Origin of the sequence: Nonomuraea sp. NPDC049607, from assembly GCF_040675375.1 — a bacterium.
Taxonomy (GTDB): domain Bacteria; phylum Actinomycetota; class Actinomycetes; order Streptosporangiales; family Streptosporangiaceae; genus Nonomuraea.
The window spans coordinates 1-21,144 of record NZ_JBFAOV010000011.1 but is presented as its reverse complement, the minus strand read 5'-3'; the positions used below and the strand labels follow the sequence as shown (position 1 = coordinate 21,144).

The following is a 21,144-nucleotide window of genomic DNA, read 5'->3' as shown; positions in this document are numbered from 1 at the left end:
GCCCTGGCCCGAACCGTGGGCGAAGCCCGTGCGGCCTCGCCCACTTGATCGGGTGTCAGACCTTGACGGCGTTCCTGGAGTCGTCACGCTGCCGGTCGGCCTCGTTCCCGCGCAGGCTCTCGCCTTCGATGTCGAGATTCGGCAGGACCCGGTCGATGGGCCGGGGCAGCCACCAGGCCGCACGGCCGAGCAGCGACATCGCGGCGGGCACCAGGGTCAGGCGGACGACGAACGCGTCGACGAGCACCCCGACGGCCAGCGCGAAACCAATGGACTTGATGATCGGATCGTCCATGAACACGAAACCGCCGAACACGGCCGCCATGATCAGCGCGGCGGCGGTGACGACGCGGGCGTTGTGGCCCAGGCCGTTGACGGTGGCCTGCTGCGGGCTGTCGCCGTGAACGAAGTCCTCACGCATGCGGGAGACGAGGAAGACCTCGTAATCCATGGCCAGCCCGAACAAGATCCCGATGAGCAGGATCGGCAGGAAGCTCACCAGCGGCCCGGGAACGTCGACGCCGAACAGGTCGGCCAGGTGTCCCTGCTGGAAGATGGCCACGGTGATGCCGAACGTGGCGCCGACGGTGAGCAGGAAGCCCAGCGCCGCCTTGAGCGGCACCAGCACCGAGCGGAAGACCAGCATCAGCAGCAGGATCGACAGCCCGACGACGAGCAGCAGGTAGACGGGCATCGCCTCGGCGAGTTTCGCCGACACGTCGATGCCGATGGCGGTGGCACCGGTCAGGGCGATGGTGGCGCCCTGGACGGCGGCCACGCGCTCCCGGATGGAGTGCACAGTCCGCTCTGTGGCCGCGTCGGTCGGACCGGCCTTAGGGATGATGGTCATCAGTACGGTGGTGCCCTGCTGGTTGGGTTGCGGTGGGGAGACGTGGAGCACACCGTCTGCGGTCTCGATCAGCCGGGTGGCCTGCTCGGCGGCCGTGCCGGTGGCCTGGGCGTCGTCGCCGGAGACGACGGCGATCAGCCGGCCGTTGAAGCCGGGCCCGAATCCCTCGCTGATCAGGTCGTGGGCCTCGCGGGCCGCCGAGCCGGAAGCCGCGGTGCCGGCGTCGGGCAGTGCCAGGCGCATGTCCTGGGCGGGCAGGGCCAGCGCGCCCAGCCCCACAACCCCGGCCAGCAGAATCGGGACGCGCAGCCGGGTGACGAACCGGCCCCAGCCGTACCCGAAGCCCTCGCGCCCGTGGCCGGGCCTCCGCCCGCCACGCTGCCCGCGAGGCAGGACGCGGGCGCCGGCGAAGCCGAGCATCGCGGGGAGCAGGGTGAGGGCGACCAGCACGGCCAGGGTGATGGTGCCCGCCGCGGCCAGGCCCATGACGCTCAGGAAGGGGATGCCGACCACGGCGAGGCCGGCCAGGGCGATGACGACGGTGGCGCCGGCGAAGACCACGGCGGAACCCGCGGTGCCGATCGCACGCCCGGCGGCCTCCTCCGCCTCCATGCCCTCGGCGAGGTATTGCCGGTAGCGGAAGGTGATGAACAGCGAGTAGTCGATGCCCACGGCCAGCCCCAGCATCAACGCCAGGATGGGCGCGGTGCCGGTCAGCTCCAGCACCCCGCTGAGGGCGAACAGCCCGGCCATCCCGGCCGCGACGCCGATCAGCGCGTTCAGCAGCGTCATGCCGGCGGCCACCAGGGAGCCGAAGGTGATGAGGAGGACCACCGCGGCGACCAGGACACCGAGCGCCTCAGTGGAGCCGATCTCCCCTCCGGCCTTCATGATCTCGCCGCCGTGCTCCGCCCGGAGCCCCCGCGCGGAGGCGCCGACCTGCTCGTACGCCGTGCGCTGCGCCGCGCTGACCTCGTCGGCCGGGGTGTCGAACTGGACCTGGACCAACGCGTAGCGGCCGTCCGGAGTGACCGAACCGACCGTGAAGGGATCGATGGCGGCGATCACACCGGGGACTCCACCGGCCTCCCGCACGACGGCCGCGACCGCGGCCTTGTCCAGTTCCCGTCCTTCGGGCGCGGCGAGGACGATGGTTCCGGTCACGCCACCGGCCTGCGGGAACTGCACCCGCAGGGAGTCGAGCGCCCGCTGGGACTCCGTGCCGGGGATCGAGAAGTTGTCAGTGGTGGGACCCATGAAGGCGGCGGCCGCCCCGCTCAGCAAGGCGAGCAGAAGCAGCCAGACGGCCAGCACACGCCCTCGGCGGCGGAAGGAGAACCGGCCGAGCCGATACAGCACAGAAGCCATGAAGGATGTCTTTCCTCGAAGTTCAACGGGGGTCGCGGCCGAGCGTGCGCAGGGCGCCGTCGACCAGCTCGGCACGCAGGTCCTCGTCCGGTACCGGCACGTCACTGGCGCAGGTCACCGATACCGCGCCGATGACCATGTAGGCGGTGACCAAGCCCCGGGACTCGGTCGAGCCGTCCACCATCGCGGCCATCAGCCGCCCCACGACGGCGGGCACGGCACCCAGAGCCGGATGGCCGGCCAGCACGGGAATGTCCTGGAACAGGACCTTGACCTCGCGCCGGAACCGCATGGCCAGATCGACGAAGCCGGTGACGGCCGCCTCCACCGCTTGGTCTCCCTCCAGTCCGGAAAGCCGGGCGTCCAGCTCTCCCAGCCCTTCACCGGCGGGGGTCAGCAACTCGGCGAGGATCGCCTCCTTGCTGACGAAGTAGTAGAGCAAGGACGCCTTCGAACAGCCGACCACCTGAGCGATGTCGTGCAGCGAGGTGCCCTTGTATCCACGCGTGGCGAACAGACTCAACGCCGAGTCCAGGATGTGGCCGCGCAGGGCGGAAGCGGGACGTGCCATGCCCTTCACCATAACTGTCCGATCGGTCAGCTCTGACCGATCGGACAGGATTCGACTGTGGCCTTCCTCACGACGCGACATGGGTGGTTTATCGTCGGTGACTCTTGGTAGTCAGCTATGTCAGGTGTGCCGCCTCGCTACTACCGGTCTGGGCGGGCCCGGCCGGCGCATGCAGTTCCTGGAAGGCTGGGGCCGGGGCGGGAAGGGACAGCGCCGTACAGCCCATGAGTCAGTTGCGGGATGCCGCGACACCGATGGTGGCCGGATGAGGCCACACGAGGGCGGTGTTTACGGCTGTCTTGTTCCGAGGCTGGTGGGACCGGGGCGACAGGGCCGATGATCTCCCCTCTTGGTGGCCAGGTCGAAGGTCGGGTGCCCGGCGTCTTGGACCTGCGGCTTCGCGCCGAGGCAGAGGAACAGGCGCTGGCGCTGCCGATCGTGGCGCGACGGGACGCCAGGGCGAGGGCGAGGGGTAAGAGGGGATCCGTAATAGAAAGGTGAGTCCTGCTCCGGTTGTTTCGGTCCAACCTGACAAATTGTGATCCTCTCTTGATCATTGTGGGCGTCAATGCGCTCTTTTAGCGTCATCGGCGTGGGCCCGCAGGGCCTGACCGGGAGGCGAACGATGGCGTTTATGCGGGCCAAGACCACAGGATTCACCGGGATCATCCCAACACGGGAAGCCCCGTGGAGGGCGATGTTCCTGCGGGGCGAGCGGGTCGCGCAGATCAGCGAGACGGCGCTGGTGTGGGAGGGTCCGCTGACAGACATCCACCAGGGGGCGCTGAGGCTGCCCGAGCCGTACGCCAGCTGCACCGAGGCTGCGCTCGACCTGCACGTGCCTCACACCAGCACGCGGATGGTGTTCATCGCCGGCGAGCGGTGCCTGGACTGGGAATGGGGCGTCGGGCAGAAGTTCGAGGGGCTGGTCACCGATCTGCCGGGCTTCGGGCCCCACCTCCCGGCCGAATACCGCAGCGACGTGGACGCCGTGATGCAGGTGGCGGGCAATCCGTGGAAGACCCTCCTGATCAAGGGCGAGCGGTGCGCGCTGCTCGTCTGGGGGCGGGGCGTCGAGTACGAAGGGCCTCTGATCGGACGAGGTGAGGCGGGGTGGAAGCTGCTCCCCGCGCACATGCGCGGCGACTTCGACGACGCCCTGATGCTCTACGCCGGAGGCAACAACCGGACCGTGTTCATCAAGGGCGACCAGGCGATGGACTTCCACTGGATCGACGGCCCCACGAAGATCGGCACGTGGGCACAGGTCCTGCCGGGGCTCGGCGCCCTACCCGCCGCCTACCGAACACCCCGGCTGCCCGCCGCCGGCCGCTTCTCCGGCACCGCCGACGGCGAGCGGATCGATCTGCGCATCGACCTGACGGGCGCGCTGCCGGTGATCTCCGGGGACACGTTCGACGTGGCTGACGACGCCTACGTCAACTCCTTCGTCCTGCAGGGCAACCAGGCCGTCACGCTGCCCGCCACCGTCTCCGGCACCGCGACCTTCGCCAACCCCACCCAGATGCCCAAGATCTCGGTACAGGTGGACAAGCTCGCTCCCGGCGGCACCGCCGTCCTGACCCGCAGCACGGCCGACGAGACCGGTTCCACCACCACCTACACCTGCACGTACGTCTCCCGGTTCCTGCGCACCATCGACTGGGAGGTCGACGCCATGGCCGGCACCAAACCGGCCGCCCAGTACGCCACCACCACCCACCCCCGCCCGACCGGCCTGGCCAAGAAGATCATCACCGTCCAGTCGGCCTTCGCCGAGGCCGGGATCGAACTACGCACGGCCGGCACCGTCGTCAACGAGATCGGCGTCCAGGAGGCGGGCGCGGACCTGAGGTGGTCCAACGCCGAGCTACACGCCGCGATGGAAAGCAACTTCAGCGGCCACCGCAACACCGAGCAGTGGAAGCTGTGGAGCTTCATCGCCACCCGCCACGTCGACGACGACGGCACCCAGGGCGTCATGTTCGACCGCGAAGGATCCCCACGCCAAGGGATGGCCATGTTCCACACCGAGATGGTCAGGCAGCAGGTGGCCGGAACACGCACGGAACTCCACACCTGGGTGCATGAGCTCGGCCACGCCTTCAACCTGGTGCACAGCTGGCAGAAGAACATCGCCAAGCCGCCGCAGCCGCTCGGGCCGCGGAACGGCTACGGCGACCTGTCGTGGATGAACTACGAGGCCAATTACCAGGGTCCGAACGGAGAGGCGGGCGAGGACGCCTTCTGGGCGGCCTTCACCCACCAGTTCACCGCCAACGAACTGCGGCATCTGCGCCACGGCTTCTACCGCAACGTCGTCATGGGCGGTCTGGGCTTGGAGGCCGGTGTCGGTGGCGCCTACCGTCTCCCGTTGAAGGAGTTCGCCCTGCCCCCGGCCAGCCGGTCCGGGCTGCGGCTGGAGCTGTACGGCCGCGAGTCCTTCTCCCACGGCGAGCCCGTCGTCACCGAGATCAAGCTGTCCCTGGACGGCAGCACCGGCCAGGCCGACGCCTTCCCCAACCTCAGCCCCCGCGGCGAGAACCTGACCATCCTGGTCACCGACCCGGCCGGAGACATCCACCCCTTCCGACCCATCGCCCGCCACTGCGGCAACCCCGACCGCCGCGTCACCCTCGACGCCGCCACCCCCGCCCTCTACGACAGCGCCTACATCGGCTACGGCGCCGACGGCCTCACCTTCCCCACACCCGGCACCTACCGGCTGCGCGCCCTGTGCAGGGTCCCCGACGGCTCCACCGTCGTCTCAGCAGAGCGCACCATCCAGATCAGCCCCCCGCACAACGAACAGGACCGGCAGGCCGGCGACCTGCTGATGGGCTCCCAGCAGGGCACCCTGCTGGCCCTGCTCGGCTCCGACGCCCCGCAGCTGGCCGAAGGCAACGCCGCCCTGGATGAGCTCATCACCACCCACCCCGACCACCCGCTGGCCGTCTACGCGCACATGGTCAAAGGCACCAACGCCGGACGCCATTTCCAGACCCTCGGCAAGAACGGCATCACCGTCCGGCCCGCCGACACCGCCACCAGCATCGAACAGCTCGGCGCGGTCGTGGAGACCACCCTCGACACCGGCACCGACGCCGGAGTCGACAACATCACCCTCAACGAAGCCATGCGCCGCCTGGCCCGCGCGCACGCCCGCGCCGGCGACCTCAAACAGGCCGACACCGTCCTGGACCAGCTCGTGGACACCTTCCGCGACAAGGACGTCCCGCCGCCGGTCCTGGCCACCATCGCCGAACAAGCAGAAACCACCCGCACCCAACTCCACGACCAGGCCTGACACCCGGCCGCGACCATCCGCGCCGCCCGCCTGAGCGCTACCGCCGATGGTGGCGCTCAGGCGGGCGGCCGTGTCGGAACCTGCTACCGGCGAACGCGTCGCGCCGGCGCAAGTTGCACAGCCCGGGCCGGGGCCGACACAGAAGGGAAAAACGGGTCCGCGTGGCTGAGTCTCCCGCCGACGGGGTCACGCCCTCAAGAACCCGTGAACCTGCATGCCTGACATGACTGACAGGCCTTCAACCGGATGACCAGCAGGTTCGCTTGATAAGCCTAGATAAACTGTTAGTTCAGCAGGAGACACGGTGCATCAGGCGTCGGACGCGAACCTGTGAGGGCCGTTGAACCCCGACCTGCTCAAGTGAACCCCGACCTGCTCAAGCGTGATCATCGCAGGTCGGGGATACCCGTTGGATTTTCCGCCATTGCTACCGGGACCCCCTGAGCTTCTCACCCGCGCAGCATTACCTGACCAGAAACCGGCGTCGACCTGCGGGGAAGCACTACCAAGATCGGGTCATGGCCCCTTTCTCACGTATTCAGTTCCCAGCCCTTCTGCGTAGAGCTGACCGGTGCTGGCATGCTTGGCCATGAGTGCCGCGTAGCGGGAGACCTCGGCTGCAGGCACGGCATTCCTCCGTTCCTGGTTCTGCTCCAGCAGGACCTTCTCGGGCTGGATGAAGCGTAGTGCGGTGACCGGCATCTGAAGCCGGTCGGCCATGGCGAGCAGTCTGGCGCGCGCGTGAGGGAGCACGTTGGTTGACTCGGCGATCGCGGTGCGGCCGGCCGCAAGTCGCGCAGTGACTCGGCGATCTCGCTCCTGGAAGATCTGGGGGTCGGCTGATTCACGGTCAACAGAAGTGTTGCGGTAGTGCTCGGCGATGGCGTCGCTGGACACGACGGCCTCAGGATCGATCTTGTCTTGGTCGATCAGCGCCTGAATGAAAGAGCTCTTGCCCGAGGCCGGCGGCCCGACCAGCAGCACGAGCCCGACAGGGATCCAGACCTGTTCAGGCTGTCTGCCGGCGCCGGCGCCGTTGCGGATCTCACCCCCGAAGGCCATGGTCAAACAATAGACCTGCGCCCTGCGTCGTGACTTCATGGTTCATCGGCCAGGCCCTTGGCGTCATCGGCAGCCTCTCGCCGGGCGGATCACGGGGAGAGCAGCGGACCGGCACGTCCCTCAGCGCCGACGGTGCAGCGAAGTGACGGTCGGTCCGGGCAGCTCCAACTGCGCCCTCAGCTCCTGGTTCTTTGGGGTGAGCTGCTGGACGGCCCGGACGGCCCCATCTGAACACCGCCACCAACCCCCGCTGCCCGCCGGCTCTTTCCCGGCCGCCGAGCCGACCAACCCGCCAACCCCGGGACCCTTCGCGAACATCTACGTCTCGCTGGATTCCTCACCGGTACCGCACGCCCAGCAGCACTACGCCAACTCGTCCTCCAGGCGCCCGCAGCGGTCATTGCCAGGGCCCTCGGCTTCCACGACAAGACCACCACCCGAGTGGCCGCTGACGCAGGCTGCACCTGGAACCGCTACGCCCCCAATGACCACTCACAGTGAACGCCCTCAGCGTGACTGGCTCGAATACAGACCACTTGATCAACGACTTCTACCCGTCTCGAAGGCCGGCCAGGTTGTCCGACCTGGCCCGCAGGAGGCCGGCCAGGTGGTTGGCCACCAGCGTTGCAGGCCGGCGGACCATCGTGACGTCCGTCCGCTCAGCCCGGGTCGGCACAGAGTTGGGAGGTCAAGGCGGTGCGGGCCCACTCTTCCCACGTGTCCGGTGACCAGTCGCGGTCGCGGACGAAGATCAGGTAGAGCTGCGGGCTGAGCAGGCCGAACAGCAGGTCCGCCGCCATCTCGACGGAGAGGCCGGGACGGGCGTCGGGCTTGCGGGCCAGGGCTTCGGCCGCTGCGTACTGGACGGTGTAACGCGGGTCGGGGCCGTCCGGCCACTGTGCGGCGATCTCGGGGTCGGTGGCCGCGGCAGCCGCGATCAGCGGCATGATCGGGGCGACCCGGCCCAGGATCTCGCGGGTGCCGTGGACGTGCGCGCGCAATTGCTCGGCTGCGGTGGGCTCGGCGCACGCGGCGCGAAACCACTCACGATCCATGGTGGCGACCGGCTCGCTGTCCCCGGCGATGGATGTGTCGACGACGTCCTTGAACAGCGTGCGCTTGTTGCGGAAGACGAAATAGACCGTCTGGACGGCCACGCCCGCCCGGTCCGCGACCTCCTGCAGGTTCGTCGCCCCGTAACCCTGCGCGACAAACAGCTCGCGAGCCGCCTCGACGATCTTCTCACGGGTGCGGCGTGAGCGCTCGGCTCGCTTGTCCGGCCGTTTGACTTGGTCCATATTGCGAGTATATCTCTAGATTATGTCACTAGAGTTCAGCTCTAGATTCTTGGAGGAGACGATGGACCAGCTCAACGCCGCCCAGACGCCGGAACCGGACCTGGCCCCAACGCGGCGAGACCACGAGGAGGAGTCCGTTCGCCGCGCGCTGGAGGGCTTCTACCGCGCCGGCAAGGCGCCGTGGGACACCGGCGTGACGCCGCCCGAATTGGTCGCCCTGGTGGAGGGGCACGAGGCGCTGCCGCCCGGCCGCGTCCTCGAACTCGGCTGCGGTACGGGGACCAACGCCATCTACCTCGCGCGGCACGGCTGGGATGTGGCGGCCGTCGACCTGATCGACCGCGCCGTCGACCAGGCCAGGGAGAAGGCTGCGCAGGCGGGAGTGGCGGTACGGCTGCTGCACGGAGACGCCACCCGCCTCGACGAGTTGGACGTGCCGGGCCCCTTCGACCTGTTCTTCGACCTGAGCTGTTATTGCGGGGTCCCGCTGCACCGCCGCGACGCCTACGTCGCCGGGCTCACCGACCGCGCCGCTCCCGGAGCACGGTTGCTGATGTTCGGGTACGGCCCCGAGCCGCTCGGCAGTCCGATGCCCGAGGTCAAGTCGTGGGCGGCGGGCGTCACAGCCGACGAGCTCCTCGCCAGGTTCGCCGGCTGGGAACTACTCGACGTCACGCCGGGCACCAACTCGGTGCCGACCTTCTGGTTCACGCTGCGCCGCGACGCCTGACCATCTCCGGCCGCGGGTTTCTACAGGTCTGTGGCAGATCTCACGCCGCCCGAGCAAGTCGAGCTCGGGCGGCGTAGTGGTCGACACGCCGGGTGCCTGCCCTGAGCGCCGCGTCCCAACCGTCTTGGTGTCTCCCGCTGCCGACTCCTCGCCGTGGACGGCCTGAACGTGCACGTCGCCGATCTGGACGCGCTGTCAGGCACCCCCATCCTGGATATCAAGCCGTACCTGATCGAGTTCGCTCCCCGCCATCCGGTCACCCAACCGGCCTGGGCCACCGAGCTCATGAGCTCCTACTACTGAGGTTCCGGCCGGCGGGCGCTCGCCGGCCGGCCAGTGATCAACCTGGTCGCACGTGGACGACACTCACCGCCCGTGTCTGCGACCAGGCCGAGCGCCGCTGCATCGTCCAATGAAGAGAGCTACTGATATGAACGTAGTTCGGCGTGGATGCGCCCGCTCGGCATGGATGCTCCATGGCGGAGGCCGTCACGTCTTGGACGCGGTCTTCCAGCGGCGGGACACAGCGTCAGCCCGCTTGTGGCCCATCTCATCGATCTCCAGCAGCCGCCTCGCCGTCATAGATCCGCAGCCGAGGTTGGTCCTCTCGTGCGGAGCGGTCACGCCACACGCGCCCGATCGGCAGCACCGGGCCGGTCGGAAGTTCCGTGGTCGGGCCATGCGACGTCGTCAACCGCCAGGAATGGTTCGCGGACCACGGTCGCGGGAGTCACTCCGGCGAACGCCATGACGTCCCGATGCAGGTGAGACTGGTCGGCATAGCCGCCGTCCGCCGCGACCGCGGCCGCGTCGTGCCCCGCGGCCAGGCGATGAGCGGCATGGTCGAAGCGGACCAGCCTCGCGGCCTGCTTGGGTGGCAGGCCGATTTGTACGTGGAACCGGCCAGGACGCGCGAGCAGAAGGCCTACGACGCGGCCGTGGGACGGATCGCCAGTTCCGTCGTCGAGTTCGTGCAAGGCATCTCGGTGGTCAAGGCGTTCGGCGGAGGCGAGCGCGCCCACCGCACGTTCCTGACGGCCACCGACGACTTCGTCAGCATCTTCTCCCGCTGGGTGCGCGGCATGTCCGTGGTCGCCGCCGGGATGCAGCTGGCGCTGTCGCCGCCGTTCGTGCTGCTGGTCGTGCTGGTCGGCGGCACGGCACTGATCACCTCCGGCGGCCTGGCGCCGACGGATCTGCCGCCGTTCCTGCTGCTCGGGCTGGGGCTGACCGCTCCGGTGGCGGCGCTCGGCCACGGCTTCGACGACCTGCAGGCCGCCGGCCGTGCGGTCGGCCGGATCAAAGACGTGCTCGCGGTCCGGCCACTGCCCGAGCCCGCCCACCCGCGTGCGCCGCAGGGGCACCGGGTGGAACTGCGTGACGTCCGCTTCGCCTACGAGGTCGATGATGGGGCCGGCCACGAGGCGCTGCGCGGCATCGATCTGGTGCTGGAGCCGGGGACGATCACCGCGGTCGTCGGGCCGTCGGGAAGCGGGAAGTCGACGCTGGTCCAGCTGTTGCCGCGGTTCTTCGACCCCACCCACGGCTCGGTCCTTCTCGGCGGCGTCGATCTGCGCGAGATCGGCAGCCGGGAGCTGCACCGGCAGGTGTCCTTCGTCTTCCAGGACGTCCGTCTGCTGCGCGTCTCGGTCGCCGACAACATCGCGCTGGCGGTGCCGCGGGCCGGCCGCGACGACGTGATCCGCGCCGCCCGGCTGGCCGGCATCCACGACCGCATCCTCCGGCTGCCGCGCGGGTACGACACGGTGCTCGGTGAAGAGACCAAGCTGTCCAGAGGCGAGGCGCAGCGGATCTCGATCGCCCGCGCGCTGCCGACCTGCTGACACGACGCGGAAAGGTCGCCGCGTTCTGGCGATCCCACCGATCCACCGAGATCGAAACCCACGATGGCGTGCTGCGAGGAGACGAGCCCCGTGATCCGAATGCTGCTGCGCGTACTCGGAGACGAGTACGCCGCGGCGATGCGCCGCACCGTGGTCCTGATGACGATCACGGCTGTGGTCGAAGGTTTGTCCTACGCACTGCTGGTCCCGGTGCTGCGGGCGCTGCTCGGCAGCACGCCCGCGGACGCCGTGCCCTGGCTGGTCGCGTTCGGGTCCGCGGTCGCCCTCTACGCCGTGCTGCGCTACATCAGCGACTTGTCCGGCATGCGGGTCGGGACCACCATGTTGCGCGGCACGTATCACCGGCTCGGCGAGCACCTGGCCCGCCTCCCCCTCGGCTGGTACAACGCCGCTCGCATCGGCGAGGTGTCCGCCCTGGCCGGCCGCGGCCTCCTGCAAGCCATGGGCGTGGCCGCGCATCTGCTGGCACCGTTCATCGCCGCCCTGGTCACGCCCCTGACCATCGTGGCCGTGATGACCGCCTTCACCTGGCGGATGGGGCTGGCCGCACCCGTCGTGGCGGCGATCCAGGCCTGGACGGCACGCGCGACGGCCACCGCCGACGCCGACCGTCACGAACGCGACCAGGAGGCCGGCGGGCGTGTGATCGAAGAGGGACAGCGGCTCGCGGTCGTCGGGCCGTCCGGTGCGGGCAAAGCACACTGCTGCAACTGCTGGCGCGCTTCTACGACGTGGACGCCGGCGCGGTGCGCGTGGGAGGCGTGGACGTGCGCCAGATCAGCACCGAGACGTTGATGGCCCGGATCGCCATCGTCTTCCAGGAGGTGTACCTCTTCGACGGCAGGATCGAGGAGAACGTGCGCCTGGGCCGTCCCGACGCGGGCGTCGCCGAGGTGCGGGCGGCGGCGACCGCGGCGCGGCTGGACGAAGTGATCGAGCGACTGCCCGGCGGATGGGCGGCGAACGTCGGCGAGGGCGGCGCGCTGCTGTCAGGTGGTGAGCGCCAGCGTGTCTCGATCGCGCGGGCGCTGCTGAAGAACGCGCCCATCGTGCTGCTGGACGAGGTGACCTCGGCGCTGGACCCGGTCAACGAGGCGGCCGTCCACGAGGGCGTCCAGCGCCTGATGGCGGGCCGGACGGTGGTGATGGTGGCGCATCGGATGCGGACCGTCCGGCGCGCCGACCGCATCGTCTTTCTGGACGGCGGCCGGATCGTGGAGGAAGGCAGCCACGACGAACTGCTCGACCGTGGCGGCCGTTACGCCGGCTTCTGGAACATCTCCATGGCTCCCGCCGCGCGGGAATGAGCCCGCCGGGCCCGTGTTCCGGCCTTGGTGCCTCGGTACGGCCGTCATGGTGACGGCCGCCGGTCTTCGACTGCGCGGGAGCATTTGTCCAAGACCGTCAGCCGGCCGCCCGTGCACAGTCTCCGCATGAGTGAATTCGGGGTCGAGACTGGTAGGAGTCGTTGATCAAGTGGTCTGTATTCGGACCAGTCGGGCTGAGGGCGTTCACTGTGAGTGGTCGTTCGGGGCGTAGCGGTTCCAGGTGCCGCCTGCGTTAGCGGCGACTCGGGTGGTGGTCTTGTCATGGAAGCCGAGGGCCCTGGCAATGACCGGTGCGGGGGCTTGGAGGACGAGTTGGCGCAGTGCTGCTGGTCGTGCGGTGCCGGTGAGGAATCCAGCGAGGCGTAGATGTTCGCGGAGCGTGCCGGGGTTGGTGGGTTGGTCAGCTCGGCGGCCGGGGAAGAGCCAGCGGGCGCGGGGGTTGGTGGCGGTGTTCAGATGGGGCCGTTCGTCGGCCAGTTGGAGCAGAAGGCCTGCGAAGGGCTCGGGGACCGGTGTGGGCGGGTCTCCGAGTCGAATGTGGAGTTCGCCGTCGAGCGCGATGAGGTCGTCGAGGGTGAGGCGAACGATCCGTGTGATCGGCTGAGCGAAGAGGAGCATAAGGCAGGCCGAGACCCGGGTGGGGAGGGCCAGTCTCTCGTCGCTGAGCGCGCGTCGGAGAAGTTCCAGGCGGCGGCGCTGAGACAGGGGCGGAGCCTTAGCGGTGGCCGGAGTCGGGATCCGGAGCTTGGGCATGCGACCATCGCTGACGGCCCAGCGTAGGAAAACCCGCAAGGTGTTGTGTTGGTGCTGGGGGTGCGTGGCGTGCCAGGCGTCGAGGAGGCCCTGCGTGCAGGACCCGAGATGGTGAGCGGAGTCATCGAGCCAGGTCAGAAAGCCGTGGGCGGCCTTGAACTGTTCGCCGGCGGAACTACGGGAGCCTGGGGTCAGAGGACTGGCCGCAGCGCGGGCGCGCATGCGCGGCAGTTGATGCCAGGTGGCGAAGGCGCGCAGGATCCGCAGGTGGGGGTCGTCGGCGAGTTCGGCGTAGCAGTGGGTGAGCCAGGTCTCGTGGTGAAGGATCTGCTTGTCGACCAAGGGCAGGGCCCCGCTGGCCATGAGCAGGTCGCGCAGGTGGGCGACGGTCCTCCAGTTCGGAAGCGGGTGGAGGGCTTCGTGAGTGAGGGGAAGGGTGCCGTCCGCGAGATCGCTGACGAGGTCCCGGATGTAGGGGCGCCGCAACCACATCCAGGTGGACTTGGGGTTGGGCGAGGCGATCAGCCGATCGGCGAGTGGGCGCAAGGCTGGGCTGATGGAGCCGGTGCCGTCGTCGAAGACGGTGTGGACCAGGTCGGTCAGGGTGCATCTGGTGCAGAGACGACCTGTATAGAGCTGGCCTTCGTGTCCGCAGCGGGAGCAGGAGAACGAGCGGGTGATGCCGGCGCAATCCCGGCAGATCGCCTCGCCGTTATCGCTGCGGCCGGGCAGGAGACGGTCGGTCCCGCAGGCGGGGCAGGTGCCGTGGGTGTTTTCGGCCTTGTGCAGGCAGGTCCGGCAGATCGGTCCGTCGGACCAATTTGCGGCTTTGGCGGCGCGGCGGCCGCAGCGGGCGCAGTCGCGCAGATGCCAGCGTTCGTAGTGCTCTGGGGAGAGGGGGCTCATTGGTCGGGGCGGATCCGGGCGCGCTTGGGCCTGATCGGCGCGATCTGGGCTGCCGGGCCGGTGTCGCCGGTGGCGGTGCGGCGGGGTGCGGCGTTTTCGGCTTTGGTGGCGATGAGGTCGGCGGGGGTGCAGTCGAAGATGTCGCAGAGCGCGGCGAGAACCGGCAGGGAGAGCCGTTCGGGGATGTGGGTGACCAGCCGCCAGATCTGGACCGAGGACAGGGTGATGCCGCGGTCGGCGAGAGGCTGGGCGAGGTCGGTGGCGTTGAACATGCCATGCGCGGCCATGGTCTCGCGGAGCCGCCACTGGTAGCTGACCTGGCGTTTCATCGGTTCTTCCTTCCGGTGCCCAGAGCGGCGTTCAGGGTTGATTCCATCGCCTGACGCAGGGTGCGGGTGCGGAAGTCGGAGGAGACGCAGGTATAGATCGAGGTGGTGGAGGCGTGCTCGTGGCCGACTTGCTCCTGGACGAACCGGGGGTCCCAGCCGTCCTCGATGAGGTGGGTGACGTAGGAGCGGCGGAAGGAGTGGAAGTCCAGGCCTGGGTCGAGGCCGAGCGCGTCGCGGTAGGTGGCCAAGCGGGTGTTGATCTGGGAGAAACCGATCCGCGGGCTGCGCTCTGAAGGCCAGAACGCCGGCGAGACGGCCGCCTGGGCGAACCCAGGCCGGACTTCGGTGACCCACTGGTCGAGGATGTCGACGATCCAGTCCATCCCGCCGACACCGTCGCGCGGGCCAACCGTCAGGACACTGCGGCGCTTGGGCGGTGAACCCTTCATCGCCTTGCCCCAGCGGACGTAGCAGACGCCGAAGTCTCCGAAGACTGGCGCGTGCGGGTTGGGGCCGAAGTCGACCAGGTCCAGCATCCGATCCTCACGGCGGCGCAGCCCGTAGGCATAGGCGGTCTTGAACAGTGTCGCGTCGCGGAATGCCGGCAGCCAGCCCTTGCGACCCGCGCCACTGACCCGGTGGACCTGGTCGTCGGCGTAGTCGAAGAACGCCTGGAGCTCATCGCGGGTGAACGCCCGCTTGGCCGGATCGGCCTCGTTGTCCTGGAGGTGAACCGCGGTGTTCCATTCGTGGCAGACCTGGATCGGATGCGACCCGAAGCGCCGCTCGCACTCCGCCGCCCACCCATAGGCCGGATCGGTGAGGAACGCGCAGAACGACCGGACCGCCTCGGCGTAGTTCCGCAGCGTCGACTGCCTTAGATGCCGGATCGCCCGCAGGTCGCCCAGCCACTCGTCCACCATCTGTGGCATCCACTGCCACGGGTACGCGTCAGCGTGGCGGGAGAACGCCTTCACCGCGTTCTCGCGGCCCTCGATCGTGGAGAACGCCAGATTCCGGGCCATCTGCTGATTCCGCCAGCCCGCCAGCATCGCCTCGGCCACCTGTTCCTCCGGTCGAAGCAACACCGTTCCACCGACCAGATGCAGGCCCGCAGCGCCCGGCGCCATCACGTCCCGGCTCACTCTCCGCCACCCTCCAACCGATTACATCAAACGAAGGGATCTTTCATCAGAAGTAATCGACTTGGCAAGCCTGCAGGTGAAAGCATGATCCGATGACCAAGAGCCTGGCCGATATGAGTGAGCGTGAGTACTTCGCGAACGTCAGACGCCGGCTACCGATGTATGTGATCGGTGGCCGACTTGATCGACTGGAAGCGTTCCTCGACGGCTACGACCAGCACGCCCTGCGCCATGGCGGCCCAGGCCTGCGCGACTGGACGGACTGGCTCATCGCCAAGCGCGGCCAAACCTGCAATCACGGCTGGTCAGGACATGTTCGCCACATCGCCCTTCCTGACGGTTGGGATCACTGGGACCTACCCCAAGAACAAGAACGACTCGTCATCGACGTACTCTTCGACCTGCTCGACGAATACCTCGTCGAACGTGAGGCGGGCTTGGCTCGCTGACCGACCCTCCGGCTCTGCCGCGCACCTCGCGTGTCGAACGATCTGAGAACTCATCAGATGCAATAGCGATCAGTTGGAACCCAGGAACAGCCGTTGGCGCTGAGAATGATCTTGAGTGAAGCATGACGTCCAGCTTTGGCGTGTGATCGCTCTACCTAGAGGTCTCTGGCCTGTGGATGATGCGGTGGATGGTGGAGCGTCCGACGCTGTATTCGGTGGCCAGGTCGGCCAGGGACACCTCGCCCTCGGCGTATCGCCGGCGGATGGAACGCCGGGCGGGTTCAGGCAGTTTGGGTTGCTTGCCCTTTAGCTTGCCGTTCTTCTTGGCCAGGGCCATGCCCTCGCGGGTGCGCATGTGCCCGAGGTTGGCCTCGAACTCGGCGACCATGGCGAGGGTCTGCAGGAACAGCCGCCCGAACGGGTCGTTCCAGTCGTAGACGGATGCGCCCAGGCCGAACAGGACGCCGCGGCCGGACAGATCGGTGAGGATCTGGTTGGCCTCGGCCATGTTACGGGCGAACCGGTCGAACTTGGTCACGGTGAAGACGCTGCCGTCCCACACGGCGGCGAGGGCCTGGTCCAGGCCGGCGCGGTTGCGGCGGGTGGTGCCGGAGAAGCCGCGGTCGATGTAGATGCGGTCTTCGGGGACGCCGAGGGTCAGGAGTTGCTCGGTCTGGATCACGACGTCTTGCTCGTCGGTCGAGCAGCGGGCGTAGCCGACGCGGGTTCCGGTCACGTGCTCAAGTGTTCCGGATAGGCCCGGCGCTCGGGTCGCCGTCACCAGGGGCAAAGTAGCTCTGCGTAGTCGGGTCTTGGCGAAGTAGATGGTGCTCACGGGGCCCGTTCCGTGGGCGCTCATCTGGTTGATGAGCAGGTGCGGGTTGGCGGTGCTGGGCCAGCGGGTTCGGCGGAACTCCAGCCATTCGAGCAGGATCTGGTGGGTGAAGTCGTCGATCGGTCGGGTGCGTCCGGCGACGGTGAGCCGTCGGTTGCCCAGGTCGAGGTCCTCCAACAGGAGGGCTCGGATCGCGCCGGGGCGGGCGGCGTGGACGGCGGCGAGCATGAGGGCGAGCCGGGCCGCCGGGGTGGTGGCCGCCTGAACGGCGTGGTCGACGTCGTCCGGGGAGAGTGGCTGCGCGAGCCGGTAGGGTTGCTGGCCGACCTTGATGCCGCGGGTGGGGTTGCGGAAGATCTTCCGGTCTTCCTGCAGAAGGCGAACAGCGAGCGCAGCGAGATCAACGATTGGATTCGACGGGAGCCGGTCAGGTCGTCGAGGGCGGCCAGGACGTCCTCTCGGGTGACCTCGCGCAAGTGGTCATAGCGCTGTGACCAGGCCAGGAGGGCGGGCTGGACGTTGTTCATGTGCGTCCAGACGGTGTCCGGCTTGCGTGCGGCGGTGCGAGGGCCTCCCTGGTGCAAGGTTCGTAGCCAGTGCTCGGTCTCGGCGCGGATGCCGTCGGCCAGGCCGTCGAGTTTGCGCTCCAGCCAGGCTTCGAAGGAGGGGCGCCGGTCGTCGATGAGCACGCCCATCTCGGTCAGGACCTCGGCCACTCGTTCGACGCTGATGTCCAGGGCCCGGACGGCGGGGAACAGCTCGGAGTAGCAAATGATGTCGCCAGCGGTGTGCTGGGACAGTACGACGGTCAAGGCCCGCCGGACGTTGTCGTGCATGCCTCGGCGCCAGCCGTGGGTCTCTCCGAGCTGGTGGGCGACATAGATCGCCCACCTCAGCCAGGGGTTACCGGGGTCGGCGTCGGTGGCGGCGTCGAAGCGGGTGAAGTCGCGGCCTGCCTCGAGCAGTCGGAGTTGGATCCAGCGGATCGGCGGGCGCCGCGCGGGTTCAGGGGGTGGCTTGCGAGGCGCGCCTCGCCGATCGTGGACGCGGGGCGGGGTCGTCGAGGCGCCTCGGTTGTTGACCACGCCGGCGAAGAACAGCTGGTGGAAGGTGCCGATCTGGTCCAGGAAACGAGAGGCGATGGCTCTTCCGCTCGCAGGGCCGGCCGCGTGAGCTTCGGCCCGGGCCTGGTTCCAGCACAAGCGGCAGTGACGGTTGCGCAGCAGGGCCGACCGGCCGCACCTGGCGCAGGGCTGCTCGTCACCGCGGTGCTTGTTGCGCCATAAGGTGCAGGCGGCGCAGCGTCGCCCGTTCAAGATGCCCCAGGCCATGCAGTCGATGCAGCTGGCCGAGCTGCGTCCGGCGGAGTAAGGCATCTCACTCAGGCGGCAGCGAGCGGCCGTCACGCTGGCGTGGTGTCACCATCGGCGCGTTCGAGGCCGCGGCCGCCGCCGGGGCTGCCTGCTGGTCATCGGGCTTGCGCACCTTGTCCGGCTCGGGGATCAGGAGTTCCTCGACGCCGCAGTTCAGCACCGTGCAGATGACGTTGAGGTCGTCCAGCTTGATGCTGGCCGGCTCGCCCGACCACAGACTGGACATCTTCCCGGCGCTGATCTTCAGGCCGTGCTCGGCGAGCATCCGCTGCAGCTGGCTGGCCTTCCAGATGCCGCGGTTGGCCGCCGTCAGCCGCAGATTCCACTTCATCGCCGTAGTCCTTCCAGCCGGGTGGCCGCGCGCTGCTGGCCCGCTGCCCAGGCGTCTTCGATGTGAGTGCCGGTGACGTGCACGTATTTCATCGTGGTGGCGATCCAGGCATGGCCGAGCAGCTGCTGAATGGCGATCAGGTCCATGCCCTGCTGATAGAGCTGGGAGGCGCAGAAGTGCCGCAGCACGTGCGGGGTGAGCACGTCGGCCCATTCCGGCAGATGCGCGGCGGCGGCCCTCGCGAGCGCGGCCCGGAGCGTCTCGTCACCGACGCGGGCGACTGATCCGTCGGTGTTCTTGCGCTCCGACAGCAGCAGCGCCACGCCGGGCCGGGTGTGGTCGTCGCCGAACTGGCCCCACACGTCTTCGACGAACCAGCGCAGCGTCGCCGCGGCGTTGTTGATCAGCGGAACCATCCGCTCGCGTGGTCCGGACCCGCGGGCGCCCTTGCCGTGACGGACGTGCAGTTTGCCGAAGCGGCCCAGGTCCCACTTGATGTCGGCCAGGTCCAGCTTGCACGCCTCGTTCACGCGCAGCCCGACCTCGGACATCAGGCGGCAGGCGGTGTAGTTGCGGGCGGTCGGGGCGAACTTCCGGCAGCTCGTCAGCTCCTGCCGCCACCCGGCGAACAACCGGCTCACCTGCTCGACGGTGGGCGGGATACGCAGCTTGCCCAGCGGACCGCCGCGCGGTCGGTTCATCTCATCGATCGGGCATTCGACCACGCGGCCGGTCATCTGGTGGAGCTCGACCTTGTGACGAAGTTCCAGGAACAGGAAGAACGTCTTGATCGCCTGGGCACGGGCCAGTCGGGTGCCCTTCGCAGTGGAGCGCAGCACCTTGCCGAAGTACGCGTCGGCGTCGGCGGGCTCCATCTCCCACAGCGGCCGGCCGAACCAGGCCCGTGCCTGCTCCAGGTGCACCACGTCGGAGGAGATCGTGCCGTCCGACAGCCCCGCCGCCGCCCGGGCCAGCACGAACCCGGCCAGCACGTCGGTCTCCAGCGCCTCCAGGTCCTCGGCGATGGCCGGAGCCCGAGCCACCCGAAGATCCTTCACCACAGCCAGCGTCAACTCCGGCCACCTCGCCTTCACTTTCACAGCAAGACGAACGACCAGGACGATAGACCTTCAGAATCCCCGAAATCTCATCAACTCGCGAAGAAGCCGGAGCGCCAGCAGATATACCCAGGTCCAGGGGCTAGAGAGGCTGAAGAACCACGAGGAACTCAAGGGTTATTAGTTACCTGAGAAGGCGGGGCAGCGCTGCGACAGGGGCGCCTATGGCGCAGGCCCGTGGGCGTGGGTCAGCCCACGGTGAGGTCGCCGTGGTAGCCGATGCTCTTGGCGCCGCCGAAAGGGGCCGCCGACGGTGCACTTGAGGCTGCCGCGGAACAGGTCGGCGTGCAGGTGGGCGGAGAACTTCTCGCCGTCGAGGGGGCCGCCGAGGACCTGGCCGGACAGGGTCACCTCGCTGGCGATGTTGCTTTCGAAGTTGAGGTCGAGGTCGCTGCGGGCCCTCCTGGCGTCGTTCAGGGTCCAGTCCAGGGTGCCGGTGCCATGGCCGGTGCCGCCGCCGCCGAGTTCGCAGGTGAGCCAGACGCCGCTGAAGTTCGCGGTGAGCTTGGCCTAGTTGATGCCGAGGCTGGTGGAGTCGCGGCAGGAGCCGTTGGCGCCGCGGATCTCGATGTCCTGCTTGAGTGGGACGATCTGCACGCCCGGCTTGAAGTACATGGTGCCGGAGGTGTCGCAGGTGACGCTTCCGGCGGCGTGGGCGGGCGAGGCGAGGGAGGTGAGGCCGGCGGCGGTGATCAGAGCGGCCAGCAGGGCGGTGATGCGGGGGCGATGGGACTGCGGCAAGGGAACTCCTCTGGGGGCTGTCCGGATGCGCGTGCGCTGGGGCGCTCACGCACCCGGGGGGTGTCCCTCTCATCGTTGCAGTTGCAGAAAGTAGTCATAAGAATGCGTTGGGTTGCGGAAAGTGACGTAATCCTCGCCATGTCGCCAGTGCCACAGACGTGTCACAGGCGGGCGTGTGATCGACTGGCCTGCTTCTGAGAGGCGGGCTCATTCCTGCCCTTGTAGGCGTCCTCTTCCCGAGCGTGGCCCCAGCCCCAAGGTGGTGGGGTTGTTGCAGGCCACTGGGGTGCCAGATGGCGCGGCGACTGATTTTCGGCGCCGAATGGGTGGGGCCGGGATGCAGCCGAATCTCCGTAGAACGCACCCCCGTTGCGCTGACCTGCGGCTAGGTCATCCCGGGGACCGGACAGAATCGAGGTTCTGAGTGGTCAAGGGCTACCTGGCGGCTGGGCCCACACTCGGGAGAAGGACGCCGGAGAGGGCTCCCCTCCCCGGAGACGTCAGCGGCCGCTCACTGACAGCCTGGCCTCCTGACTGTTCGTCCGGACGGCCCGCGGCGTCCGGGCCGCGCTCAGCCACAGGACGGTGAACACGGCGCAGGCCAGCGTCACCGCACCCGCCACGAGGAAGGCGCTGCCCAGGCCGGATTCGAAGGAGGCTCCGCCGGTCTCCCGCGTGTGGACGATCGCTCCGAGCACCGCCACGCCGAGCACCGCGCCGATCTGCCGGGTGGTGCTGCTGACGCCCGAGGCCAGGCCGCCCTCCTGCGGGCTGACCGCCTGGAT

The 21,144-nt window shown here is 68.7% G+C and carries 20 protein-coding genes and 2 pseudogenes; 9 read left to right on the top strand and 13 right to left on the bottom strand.

Features of this window, described 5'->3' with window-relative positions:
- Positions 1–55 precede the first annotated feature (55 nt).
- Entirely contained in the window at positions 56–2,218 is a 2,163-nt protein-coding gene (locus AB0J97_RS22385) for an MMPL family transporter (protein WP_364091533.1), read from the bottom strand.
- 22 nt (positions 2,219–2,240) lie between these two features.
- The gene (locus tag AB0J97_RS22380; protein ID WP_364091531.1) at positions 2,241–2,789 is read right to left on the bottom strand and encodes a TetR/AcrR family transcriptional regulator; all 549 of its coding nucleotides are present in this window, start codon (positions 2,787–2,789) and stop codon (positions 2,241–2,243) included.
- A gap of 697 nt (positions 2,790–3,486) precedes the next feature.
- Between AB0J97_RS22380 and AB0J97_RS22375 the strand changes: the two genes are divergently transcribed.
- Positions 3,487–6,096: a M12 family metallo-peptidase gene (locus tag AB0J97_RS22375; protein ID WP_364091530.1), complete on the top strand. Its 2,610-nt coding sequence runs from the start codon at positions 3,487–3,489 to the stop codon at positions 6,094–6,096.
- A 516-nt stretch (positions 6,097–6,612) separates the two neighbouring features.
- On the opposite strand, the gene AB0J97_RS22370 is transcribed toward AB0J97_RS22375, so the two are convergent.
- Positions 6,613–7,158 (bottom strand): ATP-binding protein, encoded by a 546-nt coding sequence (locus AB0J97_RS22370; RefSeq protein WP_364091528.1) that lies wholly within the window; start codon positions 7,156–7,158, stop codon positions 6,613–6,615.
- A gap of 659 nt (positions 7,159–7,817) precedes the next feature.
- Positions 7,818–8,456: a helix-turn-helix domain-containing protein gene (locus tag AB0J97_RS22365; protein ID WP_364091526.1), complete on the bottom strand. Its 639-nt coding sequence runs from the start codon at positions 8,454–8,456 to the stop codon at positions 7,818–7,820.
- Between the two features lie 61 nt (positions 8,457–8,517).
- On the opposite strand from AB0J97_RS22365, the gene AB0J97_RS22360 reads away from it, so the two are divergent.
- A complete protein-coding gene (locus AB0J97_RS22360) occupies positions 8,518–9,186 on the top strand; it encodes a class I SAM-dependent methyltransferase (protein WP_364091525.1) in 669 nt (222 codons plus the stop codon).
- A 123-nt stretch (positions 9,187–9,309) separates the two neighbouring features.
- Positions 9,310–9,489, top strand: a pseudogene (locus tag AB0J97_RS22355) (TrmO family methyltransferase); the annotation flags it as partial.
- Between the two features lie 317 nt (positions 9,490–9,806).
- Here the strand turns inward: AB0J97_RS22355 and AB0J97_RS22350 are convergent.
- On the bottom strand, positions 9,807–10,043 hold the full coding sequence (locus tag AB0J97_RS22350) for a hypothetical protein (RefSeq protein ID WP_364091954.1): 237 nt from the start codon (positions 10,041–10,043) through the stop codon (positions 9,807–9,809).
- Here AB0J97_RS22350 and AB0J97_RS22345 point away from each other — a divergent pair.
- The 3 genes from AB0J97_RS22345 (at position 9,945) to AB0J97_RS22335 (ending at position 12,358) form a co-directional block, all read left to right on the top strand.
- Positions 9,945–11,030, top strand: coding sequence for an ABC transporter ATP-binding protein (locus tag AB0J97_RS22345; RefSeq protein ID WP_364091524.1), 1,086 nt, complete (start codon positions 9,945–9,947; stop codon positions 11,028–11,030). The genes AB0J97_RS22350 and AB0J97_RS22345 overlap by 99 nt on opposite strands.
- A gap of 99 nt (positions 11,031–11,129) precedes the next feature.
- Positions 11,130–11,846 (top strand): ABC transporter transmembrane domain-containing protein, encoded by a 717-nt coding sequence (locus tag AB0J97_RS22340; protein WP_364091952.1) that lies wholly within the window; start codon positions 11,130–11,132, stop codon positions 11,844–11,846.
- Entirely contained in the window at positions 11,783–12,358 is a 576-nt protein-coding gene (locus AB0J97_RS22335) for an ATP-binding cassette domain-containing protein (protein ID WP_364091522.1), read from the top strand. Before AB0J97_RS22340 ends, AB0J97_RS22335 begins: the two co-directional genes overlap by 64 nt.
- A gap of 204 nt (positions 12,359–12,562) precedes the next feature.
- Here the strand turns inward: AB0J97_RS22335 and AB0J97_RS22330 are convergent, their stop codons facing one another.
- The 3 genes from AB0J97_RS22330 to AB0J97_RS22320 are packed head-to-tail and all read right to left on the bottom strand — an operon-like array spanning position 12,563 to position 15,512.
- Positions 12,563–14,038 (bottom strand): hypothetical protein, encoded by a 1,476-nt coding sequence (locus tag AB0J97_RS22330; RefSeq protein WP_364091520.1) that lies wholly within the window; start codon positions 14,036–14,038, stop codon positions 12,563–12,565.
- Complete coding sequence (locus tag AB0J97_RS22325) at positions 14,035–14,367, bottom strand: helix-turn-helix transcriptional regulator (protein WP_364091517.1); 333 nt, start codon at positions 14,365–14,367, stop codon at positions 14,035–14,037. The genes AB0J97_RS22330 and AB0J97_RS22325 overlap by 4 nt, the downstream gene beginning before the upstream one ends.
- Complete coding sequence (locus AB0J97_RS22320) at positions 14,364–15,512, bottom strand: site-specific integrase (protein WP_364091515.1); 1,149 nt, start codon at positions 15,510–15,512, stop codon at positions 14,364–14,366. Before AB0J97_RS22320 ends, AB0J97_RS22325 begins: the two co-directional genes overlap by 4 nt.
- 92 nt (positions 15,513–15,604) lie before the next feature.
- Here AB0J97_RS22320 and AB0J97_RS22315 point away from each other — a divergent pair, with 92 nt between their 5' ends.
- Positions 15,605–15,961 (top strand): hypothetical protein, encoded by a 357-nt coding sequence (locus AB0J97_RS22315; protein WP_364091513.1) that lies wholly within the window; start codon positions 15,605–15,607, stop codon positions 15,959–15,961.
- A 151-nt stretch (positions 15,962–16,112) separates the two neighbouring features.
- Here the strand turns inward: AB0J97_RS22315 and AB0J97_RS22310 are convergent, their stop codons facing one another.
- The gene (locus AB0J97_RS22310; RefSeq protein WP_364091511.1) at positions 16,113–17,024 is read right to left on the bottom strand and encodes a recombinase family protein; all 912 of its coding nucleotides are present in this window, start codon (positions 17,022–17,024) and stop codon (positions 16,113–16,115) included.
- Between AB0J97_RS22310 and AB0J97_RS22305 the strand changes: the two genes are divergently transcribed.
- A complete protein-coding gene (locus tag AB0J97_RS22305; RefSeq protein ID WP_364091509.1) occupies positions 17,007–17,282 on the top strand; it encodes a hypothetical protein in 276 nt (91 codons plus the stop codon). The genes AB0J97_RS22310 and AB0J97_RS22305 overlap by 18 nt on opposite strands.
- A gap of 110 nt (positions 17,283–17,392) precedes the next feature.
- Complete coding sequence (locus AB0J97_RS22300) at positions 17,393–18,082, top strand: hypothetical protein (protein ID WP_364091507.1); 690 nt, start codon at positions 17,393–17,395, stop codon at positions 18,080–18,082.
- 91 nt (positions 18,083–18,173) lie between these two features.
- Here AB0J97_RS22300 and AB0J97_RS22295 read toward each other — a convergent pair whose 3' ends face one another.
- The 4 genes and pseudogenes from AB0J97_RS22295 to AB0J97_RS22280 all read right to left on the bottom strand — a co-directional run.
- Complete coding sequence (locus AB0J97_RS22295) at positions 18,174–18,500, bottom strand: helix-turn-helix transcriptional regulator (protein WP_364091505.1); 327 nt, start codon at positions 18,498–18,500, stop codon at positions 18,174–18,176.
- Positions 18,497–19,543, bottom strand: coding sequence for a tyrosine-type recombinase/integrase (locus tag AB0J97_RS22290; RefSeq protein WP_364091504.1), 1,047 nt, complete (start codon positions 19,541–19,543; stop codon positions 18,497–18,499). Before AB0J97_RS22290 ends, AB0J97_RS22295 begins: the two co-directional genes overlap by 4 nt.
- Before the next feature lie 585 nt (positions 19,544–20,128).
- Entirely contained in the window at positions 20,129–20,359 is a 231-nt protein-coding gene (locus tag AB0J97_RS22285) for a hypothetical protein (RefSeq protein WP_364091502.1), read from the bottom strand.
- 500 nt (positions 20,360–20,859) lie between these two features.
- Positions 20,860–21,144: pseudogene (locus AB0J97_RS22280) on the bottom strand (hypothetical protein); the annotation flags it as partial.